We start from the raw sequence: 10696 nt of genomic DNA, 5'->3' as shown, positions 1-10696 counted from the left end.
TGAAGTCGGCACTATCTAGAATGGCTTGTTGCCAGGTTTGTGATTGTTGAGCTTTTGATGTCCCAAATTGATTGGCTAGATTCAAAACTTTACCCCCGTTTTATTGAGGTGTTGAAAGATGCACCTCCATCAATCAAAAAATTCCTACTTATCAGGGAATTTAACCAAATTTCTAGTCTATCGTGGATATACAAGTAGTAAATTATGCTGACGCAAGAAAGCTGGCTCAGCTTTCTCGTTTGGAGAATCTTTTGTAGCTAATTTTGTATTAGAAGCTCAGAGGAGCAATATCCGTCGCCATTCCATCCGTACTAGGCAAAAGCCGTAGTGCTATATTCGTGTCAGCTTGGCAACCAGTACAGCCCAACTGCAATATCGAGTGATTGCAACCCATAACACAGTGAAGCTATCTCAACTCTTTGTAGCTAAGCGCACTTATATAGCCACTATGACCAAAAGACATTGCCCCAGCTTTGATTCGGCCTTTGGGGTTCTGAGAAGGTTGTTGAACGCAGCCACTGCATAAAGTACACCACTCCAACAGAGGTGACAGCTCCCAATGCTAACCCCATCACTAGCAGAATTCCAAATAACCGCTTCATGGTGCGTTGATTAGCCGCAACGGCTCGGCGACTCTCTTCTGAGAGTTCTGCTAAATCTCGCTCCAACTCAGCGTTAGATCGCCGTTGAGTGGATAGTAGGGACTCAAGCTCATCTGGTGGTTGGAAAGGCTGCTGACTCATCACCCTGCTCTATTAATTTTGCTGGTCAAACGACAGAAGCTGCTTCTAGAAAAATTCGCTTGACTTCTGTATGAGACTCCCGAATTTTGCGTTCAATTCGGCGAGTAGCAGCTTCGATTTCATCGGCCGAGAGATTATCTCTGAACTCAATGTTCATCGCCAACATTATATCTTGGGGACCAAAATGGAGAGTAATAGGCGTGTCCATACGGGTGACCGCTTCGTCGGATTTAACAATCTGTTTGATACTTTCTCGTGTTTCTGGCGATGCGCTTTCACCAATTAATAAGCCTTTGGTCTCAATGACTAGCACAATCGCCACTACCGTCAACAAGAGTCCAATCACAATCGAAGCAATACTGTCATAGATAGAATTGCCCTTAAGCTCACTCATAAATACCCCCACGAAGGCCACGCCCAACCCAATCAATGCAGCACAGTCTTCAAAAATAACGATAAAGGAACTGGGATCTTTGCTGTTTCGAAGCGTTTGCCAAAAATTATCAGCAGGTTGCGGGGTCGCTTTATTAAATTCGCGCACAGACACAAATAGAGCAATTCCCTCAAAGACCGCTGACGCTCCCAACACAATATAGCTGAGCATGGGATTATGAGCGGGGGCTTGCACCTTCATGCTGGTAATGCCTTCAAAAATGGAAACACCACCGCCGAGGGCAAAAATTAAAACAGCGACGATCAAAGACCAAAAGTACAGTTCTTGTCCATAGCCCAGCGGATGTTGGTCGTCTGGTCCCGTTTCGCTTCGATGCAGACCATAGAGCAGTAAGACTTCGTTGGTGGAGTCAACGACAGAGTGAATGCCTTCTGAGAGCATGGCAGAACTGCCACTAATTCCAGCACCGATAAACTTAGCAATGCCAATGGCAATGTTAGCGGCCATGGCTGCATAGATAGAGGTTTTAGAGGAATGAGCGTTTGACATTGGCGTTGGGAGACAGGAAGGGCAGGGTACCTGTTAGGGAGGGGGCAAGCGACACAAGGTTGCGATCGCATCCGCTCAAGCCAACAGGCGTGGATTAATAACAATAGTGCCCTGGCTTGCCTCACTTGGCCACTGATTTAAATCCAAGAGAGAGCTGCCTAACTTATTTCTGGCCCAGCTTTTCGGTATTGGTGACCAGGCTCTTAGCAAATGTATCGAGTCGTTCCAAGAGTTTTTCATCCATTAGCTTCCCCTCTTCATCGAAGGCCCGCCAGGCTTGGCCAATGGCAATTTGTTCAGGGATCACCCAAGCATGCACCCACCGCATAATCAGCCGCATTTCATTGAGAGCGTTGCTATTGGGCTGTCCGCCTAACACGCTGATCAACCCCGCGACTTTACCGCTCAGCTCCGTAAATCCCATCAAATCCAGCGCATTTTTAATCACGCCGCTCACACTACCGTGGTACTCCGGTGTTGCTAAGATCAGCCCATCCGCCTCAGTAACGGTTTGTCGCAACACCTCTACATCTGGGAACTCAGAATAGTCTTTGCCGCCATCACAAAAGGGTAACGTCATCGCCCTTAAATCTAAAATTTGAACATCGGCACCACAAGCCTGAACGCGTTCAGCAGCTAAAGCTAACGCCATCATGCTATAGGAGTTTGTTCTGAGACTACCGCCAATCCCAACAATTTTAGTCATGAATTTTGCGCTCACAGAGGATCACTCAAAGTCTAACGAAACTGATCTGAGGTTGGTTTGCCGCTTCCCTCGTTTCGGCGTCCTACCAAAAGCGATCGCCCATAATACAGGTCTAAGAACCTGCTTGCTTTTGAGGGGCGCTGATGGTGCCCATCAATCTTCAAAATCTCCTCACCAGCCATGAATTAATCGGTTCAGACGATCGATCTGTGGATAATGAAGATCAGAATTTTCTAGAAGCATTTTTGCGATGGTCGCCGACCGCCCTTCGGCCATCGCAAGGTTTTGACTCAGATAATCTCCCTAAGACATAAAAGGAAGTATTTTTGAGATTGTCATACTATCCCTGACTATACTGCTGATTTACTATTCAATCCTCCTAAAGAATATCTGCTTTTTGAATTTTCAATAATATTGCTGTGAAATTTGAGCGTCATTGCTAATTTGCATTTCTAAAAATAGACTTAAAAGCCTTTTCAAATAGGTCAATTTATAGCCTAGTTTAAGTTGCATTCTGTTGAAATTTATTGAGCATTCCACTCATGTGCTGGACCTATGAGATCATGGTGGGAACCAGTGGGTGTTTGAGCCTATTTGTATAGGTACCCTACGACAGATTGCAGTGGCTAATGCTCAGTAAAGCGTAAAGGTCATGCTCAGAATTAGACGTTCTCACGGCAAGGATAAAAAGGGTCGAGGCTTAACGCATTTAAGAAACAATATTGCGATTTTTATCGCTGGCTATTTTATCGCTGGTTTAGCCACCTGGAAGATCGGTGAACATCGTTTATTTCCCATCTTTAGCTGGTCACTGTTCTCTAGCATTCCCCAAAAAAATCAAGAAACGTTTGATATTCTCATCTACTCTCATACTGACCAGCGCCCTGCTATCCCCTTCAATCGTGCATCTAACACAATGGCGAGTGGTCAGGGCAATATTATTGCTATCAAGCTGATTCAAAAACTCGGTAGAGCCTATAAGCAAAAAGATATGGCCAAGTTTAAACAGCTACGAATGCTGTTTGAAAACAACTACTTAACGGGTGAAGTTAAGTACGAATTAATATCCGAGACCTACAATCCGATTGTAAAACTGAAAACTGGGGCATCGACCACCAAACGGTTGGCATCATTTATAAGTAGCTCATCCAAATGATCGATATTGCTAAACCCTGCATCAAGATCTTAGGGTCTACCACGGTTCCACCCAGACCCGCTTTTTCTCAAGAGCGCCAGTTTGTGATTGCTCAAACTATGATTCAAGTCTTCTATGCCATCCGGGCTTTTTTCTGCTTGAGTTCTTTGAACACTTGGTCTGAACATTTGAGCAAAATTAATCCCAAACCATTATGGCCAATCTTCTGGCTGAATTATCTTGAGCCTCAACGAGGAATCCATCTCATTCTTTGGTTTTACCTCATCAGCGGCATACTGTCTTTAATTGCCATTCGTTGGAAATTCGCGCGAATCGCGATCTTTTTAGCATCATTAGAGTTCTCTGCCTTGACCAATTCCTTTGGCAAAATCAATCATGGAGGACATATACTGCTGTTTTTAAGTTTTATTTTTATTTTTCTGCCGGATCAATGGCACGTTGCCAAACCGAAACGAGAGGTCCGAGCGGCGACACTGCTCCTTTTTTCAAGTTGCCAAGTGGCTATCTTGCTCACGTATACCATGTCGGGTTTTTTCAAAGTGGTGCTTATCCCCATTCAAGCCATTCAGAATCAAGTTCATTCGTTAATGCCTGAAGCCTTGGCGCTTCAAATTGCTCAACGTCTTGTCGAAACAGATGAGATCAGTGTATTGGGATTATGGTTAATTAATCACTACTACCTGGCTTGGCCCTTGATGCTGGGCACCATTTATCTACAATTTTTTTCGCTGTGGGCAGCTTTCCGCCCTTCTTTACATCAGGTCTGGGGACTCAGCTTAATTCTTTTCCATCTGGCAACTCACCTCACTATGACGATTTCTTTCTGGCAAAATTGTCTATGGCTTGCTCTATTTTTGCTCAACTCTCCGTTTCGCCCTCACTCTTTTAAGGGCAAACAAATTCTTCGTGATCTTCCTTTAGTCAACCTTTTGTTTATGAAATATCAACTGGTTTGAGGTGGATGAGAAGTATGAGGATAACCACTGTAGTTACGATGCTCAAAGGCGGTAAGAGAGAATTACTCTAATCCAAAGAATGTCCGATCATACATGTCTGGAGACAAGCGAAACCGCCCTTTCACAGAGAGAAAAGCAGGAATTTGCTGCATGGCAAAGTAAGTCGTTGGCGGATTCGGACTGTTTGCAGCATGGGGACTCTGCACGTGATCAGCATGGGTCAATGGCATCTCCCTGTCCCCTGGGCTAAAGACTTGTTGTGGTGTCTGCCAGTTCGCTTGTGAGCGGGGTCTTCGATACTCAAAGGTATAAACGTCTGGATTCCATATCCGTTCGAGCATGGAGCGATCGACCAGCCGATAGGGAACGTGATCACCGGCCCCAGCTTTTTCAAAAAAGAGTTGCTGATCGACCACTAGAGCAACGTGATCTAAGTAGGTTTGGGGACCATGATGGTGGTACACCAAAACAAAATCTCCAGGTTGTGGATGGGTTTGAATCTGGGTCGACCGCTGCCGCAATGCTCGTAACATCGAATGGCTATCGGTCACAAATAGCATAGGCGCTGGTGGGTTGTCTTGCTTCGCTAGGCGTAAGATTTCATACAGGGTGCCCCAGCAGTTGGTCACCAGCTTCGTTAGGATTAGCTGGGATGCTGGGTTGGCAGCGGAGGTTGTGATCGACAGCAGGTCTTGCGTATGAAATTGATGTCGATTCCACGCCTGCATCACGGGAGGCATAAAGTCCATCAAAGTATAGTTGCGATCGCGATCGTAATCCGCCAAATTTCGGTGATTATGCCAAGACGCATAGGTGGTGACCAACTGTTGCCATTGCGGGTACGTTAATCGACCAAACTCAAATTCCAAGGCCATTTCCCACACGGGCAGTTTGGCTTGGGCATCACGGTAGAGACGGCAGGTATACGGAATATCCTCTGCTCCTGCCAACCGCACAGCACAGGACTCCACCGACGTCACTGGGATCTTGCGGAACTCTGCCCGGGCGGGTTCTACCCCCCTGACGCAGCCCAGCACAACGATCACCTGTGCGAGCCTTTTAGACCTGAATAACGTCAGAATGGACGGCATCGACCCCTTCAATCTGAACTTGTGAATCATTATCTATTAGAGGTGTGGAAGCATCAACCAGGGGCAGCAAGGGTCCCACCTGTTCCTGGCCGCTCACGGATAAATCACTATGACAGAGAAACACCTTTTCCGTCACTCGACTCAATAAATCTAACAATAACCGCCGCAGCTGCGCCTGATCATTCTTCATTTCATCTTCGACCGTTAGGGGTTCCCCGGACCAGTGGCGCAAGCAAAAGGGCGCGCCCCAAAGAATCACGGCTCCACCCCCATGCCAGAGAGCTGATCCGGCGTCCAACCAAAAGTGCCAGCGATGGGCTGGGCGTGCCATCCGGTACTGAAAGGTGGTGGCTAACATAACCGCGCGACGAGGCTGCCCGTTGGGATTAACCGGAAAGGGATTGGCCGTTAAAGTCCCTTGTCGCAAGAGCTGAATAAATTGACCGACGGTTTCCGGTAGAGGAGGATGGCGGGTCTGGGTTTGCCGTAAGCGCTCATCCACTTGCCAATAATGCTGAGCCGTCTCCATCAGTTCCCGCAACACGGAGAGCTGATCATAGTTAAGGGCATGGGGCGCGAGAAATTCTTGGATTGCTCGATCCAAGATAAACACAGGATTTAAGGTGAGATACGGTTGGCGCACCGTTGGCGCAGCACCTTTATGTTGCTGATCGAGCCAACTGAGGAGATTGTTGTAGGCTGTCGTGGCCTGATGGCCCAAGCGATCCCAACGAGGAAAGTCTTCTACGGGCAGCAATTGAGGATGCTCAGGATGGGGGTGAAAGCAATAGTCGGCCAACAGCCCGGCCCGCACGGGGTCAATGGTGCCAGCGGCACTGACCAAGGATGGCGAATGCTGATGGGTGAGGACGACGAGCATTTCCGCGATCTGCTCTGCATCCACCAGGCGACCTAAACCGGGATAGACCAGGGTTAACAGAGTCAATAAGGCCCGGATCAGGGCAGCACTGTTCAGGGGCCGCTGATCCTTAAGGGATTCAACCGGAATCCCTTGGGCCGTCAAAATTTCGATCAGCGTGTAGCGGGCAATCGTATCTAGACCGGGACCGATGACGGCAATCTCTTCGGGTTGGACCTGCCCAGACTGAATAGCGTCAATAATCTGATCGGCGGTTTGACGTAAAAGCTGGGCTCTAGAGCTAGTCTGTAGGCAAGTCAGGGGTTCCGGTAACTCAAAGGTTTCGCCGCTAACAAAGGCAACGATATTCTGGCCCATGACGGCCCCTAAGGAGAGAGTGAAATCGGGATGCTGGGATTGCAGCTGGCACACGTCTTGGAGGCCCCCTAAGTACTCTGGATCGGCCCCCAACCCCAACCGAATGGCACCATCGGGATTAAAGCTAAAGACACCGACTTGGCCGTGATCCAGCCACACCTCAAATAAGTCGCGGGTAATGGCGGGATAGCTATCCACATCATCGGCAAATACGCCTTGATAGCGCTGTAATAGATGACCTTGATAGGCGGGGTCTGGCAACAGATAACGCCAGTACAACGCCGTGAGAATGCCATAGGTGAGCAAGCCCTGCTGCAAACACCAGTCCCGCCAATCCATCAGCATTTGGGCCAGGGTTTCCGTCAGGGTTCGGTCACACTTTAAGTCCCCTAGTCCATCCTCTAAGCAGCGCGGTAAATCTTCTAAGGCGATTCCACCAAAAGCCGCGAGTTGCAACAAGTCCAAAATCCGCCGCACCCAGCGGTCGGGAGACATATTTTCTAGGTCTTGTAGCTCTTCCCAAGGGGCAGTGTGCCAAAACTGAGCCGCCAGGGCTTGTTCGGTTTCGGGGCGAAGGCGAAGGGGGAATTGTGCCTGTAGTCCCAACGCCTTGAGGACCAGCGGCCAGAACAGCATGACTTCGTCTTCGAAGAAGCCCAGGGGCGTGGTGGATTGAACGATAATTTTGCCGGTGGTGGCTTGTGCGATCGCAGGCATCAATCCCTGGCGATTATCGGCATTGACAGCAAACACTAGCGCCGTTTTTACCGCAGGCGAAACCGACTCTCCTCCCGTGATAGAAGAGGCGTGAGACCAGTCCACTAAATGCTGGATCAAAGCGGTGGTCTTACCGCTACGAACTGGGCCTGAGATCCAAGTCGGAACCGAAGTCACTCCGTCGGGCAGAAACAAATTTGCTACGATACGACATACCTATTATGAGGTTAGGCTCCCATTCTGGTAAGTTTTGCTTACATAACGTCTCAGGACATCAGGCCCCAATGACCCATACCCCCCAATTGCAACAGCGTGTAGGGGAATCATGAGCGCTTCCTCTCCAAATCCCTTTCAACGCTCGCTTAAATTTGTTGAGCAATGGTATCGGGAGACGCCACAGCGAGCCTTAGACGGCGCCTATCAAGCGGCCCGCGCCATCGAGACGATTGAGAAAAAGCACTTCCAAGGTCAGCCTGTTCCGCTCCGCATCCGCACTGAAAGTGTGATGACCAACTACTTTCAGTCTGAGGTCCAAAAGAATCTCAAATTTATTCAAACCCGATTACGAGAGTTTAAATCCAGTTCCCTTGTCCTGGAAGTGGCCGACAAGCTTAAACCACCCCGCTTCCCACCTACGCCCACCCGCATCGACAATCCTGACACCACGGATTTCACAGATGAATATGATGTCGCCACCGATGAATATAGGGCAGAACTCGTTTCATCAACCGTAGATACTCAATCGACGTTAGACAAATTAGCGTTTGTTGATGCAGTGATCCAACGATATCGTTCGGCTTCGATTCAGCGGGAAGCAGCGGCGGCAGTACCAAAAGCAGCTAGATCGACGATCCAGAAACCCAGTACAGATGCTAGAAAAAATATTCCACAGCCGCTGCCCATTCAGTCAGCCCAAAATTCGCTCTATGAGTCGGAATTTATTTCCGATGATATTTCTGAGGATCCGTCCAAGTTAGATAGCAGTAGTTTTATCCCCCGGTCGATTCTGCGCACCGCCACCCGCTTCCGCAAAGAATTAAACCCTGATCCAGGTACTGAAGACGATATCCTCAATGATTTTCGGAATTCCAGAGTTCGCACAAGAGCCGCAGTCAGCTTTATCTTGGGCTTAATGATCGTGCCGCTACTGACCCAACAAATTTCCAAAAACCTAATTGTGGGTCCCTTTGTGGATCGATTCAAAGGCCCTGAACAAATTGAGATTCGGATTAATCCTGAAATTGAGAATCAAGTCTTGGCTGAGCTGGCTCTTTTTGAAGAACGTCTGAAATTTGAAAATTTAACCAGTCCCATTGCTTTGACCCCAGCTGAAATGCAAGATGAGCTGAAGACAAAGGCTGCTGAACTCAAAGCAGAATACCAGTGGGACTTACGTCAACCCCTCAAAAATGCTATTTCCGATTTCTTTTCACTGATTGCCCTCGCCATCTTTTTTGTGCTGAACCGCCAAAGGGTTGCCGTCCTGAAATCCTTTCTAGATGAAATTATTTATGGGCTCAGTGATAGTGCGAAAGCCTTTATCATCATTTTGTTTACGGATGTGTTTGTGGGATTCCACTCTCCTCATGGTTGGGAAGTGATCGTCGAAAGTGTGTTGAGTCATTTCGGCTTGCCCCAGGACCGCAATTTCATCAATATGTTTATTGCCACATTCCCCGTCATGCTAGACACGGTATTTAAATATTGGATCTTCCGATACTTGAACCAAATCTCGCCCTCTGCCGTTGCCACTTACCGCAATATGAATGAGTGAGCTGTTCACTGAACAGCTGGGTATTGCTGTACGTTATGAACCATTTTGTTGCAGAGACAAGCACAAAAATCCCCTGCAATGGTGGCACAGGGGAAAAAAGCTTTTGTAACGTCTTGACTGCTTTCAAGAAGGGATATTTCCACTCTCAGTTATGCCCAAACTGATCCCTAGTTTGATCAGGCCCGAGATATTAACACCTGAAATCCTTGCCCCATAATGCTCTTCAATGACTTAAATCATTGCTACGAAAACATGACAAACACCTCATGGAGATGACTTGATCTGGCTTCTTTCTCCAATTGCGGGCCCTATTCCATCTCACGAATTGGACAAACCGTTGCAATCAACTCCTCGGCCTAATGAGGTTCAGCAGTGTTTTTTGGGTAAGGATCAGATTATTATGAAGGAAAGTTAAGAAAACAGCTATTTATCCTGTTATGACTACTCAGGTACAAACCAGCCCCCCCCTTGAAACCCAAACGTGGATGTGGCGAGGGTACCGCATCCAATACACTGTCCAAGGTGCAGGGCAGCCCATGGTTCTGATTCATGGCTTTGGGGCTTGTATTGGGCATTGGCGCAAAAATATACCTGAGCTGGCTGCCGCTGGCTACCAAGTTTGGAGTCTGGACCTGCTGGGGTTTGGCGATTCCGACATGCCTGCAATCGACTATACCCTGGAGGTATGGCAAGACCTATTTAAGGACTTTTGGGACACCTTTATTCAAACGCCTGCGGTCTGGGTAGGCAACTCAATTGGCGGTTTGCTGGTGCTGATGATCCTCGCCGATCATCCCCAGATGGGCACAAGTGGCGTGTTATTGAATTCAGCTGGAAGCCTCAACATCCGGCGAGAAGAGGCTATCTTACCGCTGCGGATTGTCATGGGACCGATGCGAATGATGATGCGGTCCAAGTTTTTTGGTCCGTTCTTTTTCAATCAAGTGCGCGGCAAACGAGCGATTCGCAACTCTCTATTTCAAATCTATGGCAATAAAGACGCCATCACTGATGAACTGGTAGAGATGCTCCATACGCCTTCTTGTAATGAAGGGGCCTGTCATGTCTTTCTGTCTGTTTTAACCGGCCCTCCTGGCCCCCGGCCCACCGAACTGTTACCCCGGATTAAGCAGCCTCTGCTCGTGTTGTGGGGGGAAGATGACCCCTGGGCAGCCTTACGCACGGCCAAGATCTATCGCGAGTTGAGTGCCAATCCCAAGGCGGAACCCCAAGTCACCTTTGAAATCATTGCCAAAACCGGACATTGTCCTCATGATGAGCGGCCCGAAATCATCAATCCCATGATTATCAATTGGCTGAAGGCGCGTCAGGTCGCCTAAAGAGATCCAGCGAGACGCTCTTGTCGACTGCGC

Annotated in this window: 10 protein-coding genes; 5 read left to right on the top strand and 5 right to left on the bottom strand. The window is 48.3% G+C overall.

All coding sequences use genetic code 11. The features are described 5' to 3' along the window. Window positions 1-446 precede the first annotated feature (446 nt). The 3 genes from Q0986_RS02910 to Q0986_RS02900 all read right to left on the bottom strand — a co-directional run bounded on the left by Q0986_RS02910 (window position 447) and on the right by Q0986_RS02900 (window position 2392). Window positions 447-743 (bottom strand): hypothetical protein, encoded by a 297-nt coding sequence (locus Q0986_RS02910; RefSeq protein WP_299403430.1) that lies wholly within the window; start codon window positions 741-743, stop codon window positions 447-449. Window positions 744-768: 25 nt separating this feature from the next. Next, entirely contained in the window at window positions 769-1686 is a 918-nt protein-coding gene (locus tag Q0986_RS02905; RefSeq protein ID WP_299403426.1) for a cation diffusion facilitator family transporter, read from the bottom strand. A gap of 163 nt (window positions 1687-1849) precedes the next feature. Continuing rightward, window positions 1850-2392, bottom strand: coding sequence for an NADPH-dependent FMN reductase (locus Q0986_RS02900; protein ID WP_299403422.1), 543 nt, complete (start codon window positions 2390-2392; stop codon window positions 1850-1852). Window positions 2393-2535: 143 nt separating this feature from the next. Here Q0986_RS02900 and Q0986_RS02895 point away from each other — a divergent pair, with 143 nt between their 5' ends. From Q0986_RS02895 to Q0986_RS02885, 3 genes are all read left to right on the top strand, one after another. Then, the gene (locus tag Q0986_RS02895) at window positions 2536-2706 is read left to right on the top strand and encodes a hypothetical protein (protein ID WP_299403419.1); all 171 of its coding nucleotides are present in this window, start codon (window positions 2536-2538) and stop codon (window positions 2704-2706) included. Window positions 2707-3044: 338 nt separating this feature from the next. Beyond that, window positions 3045-3548, top strand: a complete 504-nt coding sequence (locus tag Q0986_RS02890; RefSeq protein WP_299403416.1) for a hypothetical protein — start codon at window positions 3045-3047, stop codon at window positions 3546-3548. 167 nt (window positions 3549-3715) lie between these two features. Further along, entirely contained in the window at window positions 3716-4504 is a 789-nt protein-coding gene (locus Q0986_RS02885; protein WP_299403413.1) for a hypothetical protein, read from the top strand. Between the two features lie 62 nt (window positions 4505-4566). On the opposite strand, the gene Q0986_RS02880 is transcribed toward Q0986_RS02885, so the two are convergent. Together Q0986_RS02880 and Q0986_RS02875 are read right to left on the bottom strand one after the other, a co-directional pair. Further along, entirely contained in the window at window positions 4567-5595 is a 1029-nt protein-coding gene (locus tag Q0986_RS02880; protein ID WP_299403410.1) for a hypothetical protein, read from the bottom strand. Further along, the gene (locus Q0986_RS02875; protein ID WP_299403407.1) at window positions 5564-7726 is read right to left on the bottom strand and encodes a recombinase family protein; all 2163 of its coding nucleotides are present in this window, start codon (window positions 7724-7726) and stop codon (window positions 5564-5566) included. The genes Q0986_RS02880 and Q0986_RS02875 overlap by 32 nt, the downstream gene beginning before the upstream one ends. Window positions 7727-7874: 148 nt before the next feature. Between Q0986_RS02875 and pxcA the strand changes: the two genes are divergently transcribed. Together pxcA and Q0986_RS02865 are read left to right on the top strand one after the other, a co-directional pair. Beyond that, window positions 7875-9323, top strand: coding sequence for a proton extrusion protein PcxA (gene pxcA, locus Q0986_RS02870; protein WP_299403404.1), 1449 nt, complete (start codon window positions 7875-7877; stop codon window positions 9321-9323). 437 nt (window positions 9324-9760) lie between these two features. Beyond that, complete coding sequence (locus Q0986_RS02865) at window positions 9761-10663, top strand: alpha/beta fold hydrolase (RefSeq protein ID WP_299403401.1); 903 nt, start codon at window positions 9761-9763, stop codon at window positions 10661-10663. Window positions 10664-10696: the final 33 nt, after the last annotated feature.

The sequence above is a fragment of the Acaryochloris sp. IP29b_bin.148 genome (assembly GCF_028285565.1).
Lineage (GTDB): Bacteria > Cyanobacteriota > Cyanobacteriia > Thermosynechococcales > Thermosynechococcaceae > Acaryochloris.
The sequence above is the reverse complement of the archived record's forward strand: the minus strand, read 5'-3'. Positions and strand labels throughout refer to the sequence as shown.

Bases quoted from the DNA above. Each gene is read 5' to 3' on its own strand.
- Q0986_RS02895 (WP_299403419.1), top strand. From the start codon at position 2,536: ATGGTGCCCATCAATCTTCAAAATCTCCTCACCAGCCATGAATTAATC.
- pxcA (WP_299403404.1), top strand. From the start codon at position 7,875: ATGAGCGCTTCCTCTCCAAATCCCTTTCAACGCTCGCTTAAATTTGTT.
- Q0986_RS02880 (WP_299403410.1), bottom strand. From the start codon at position 5,595: ATGCCGTCCATTCTGACGTTATTCAGGTCTAAAAGGCTCGCACAGGTG.
- Q0986_RS02905 (WP_299403426.1), bottom strand. From the start codon at position 1,686: ATGTCAAACGCTCATTCCTCTAAAACCTCTATCTATGCAGCCATGGCC.
- Q0986_RS02890 (WP_299403416.1), top strand. From the start codon at position 3,045: ATGCTCAGAATTAGACGTTCTCACGGCAAGGATAAAAAGGGTCGAGGC.
- Q0986_RS02865 (WP_299403401.1), top strand. From the start codon at position 9,761: ATGACTACTCAGGTACAAACCAGCCCCCCCCTTGAAACCCAAACGTGG.
- Q0986_RS02900 (WP_299403422.1), bottom strand. From the start codon at position 2,392: ATGACTAAAATTGTTGGGATTGGCGGTAGTCTCAGAACAAACTCCTAT.
- Q0986_RS02910 (WP_299403430.1), bottom strand. From the start codon at position 743: ATGAGTCAGCAGCCTTTCCAACCACCAGATGAGCTTGAGTCCCTACTA.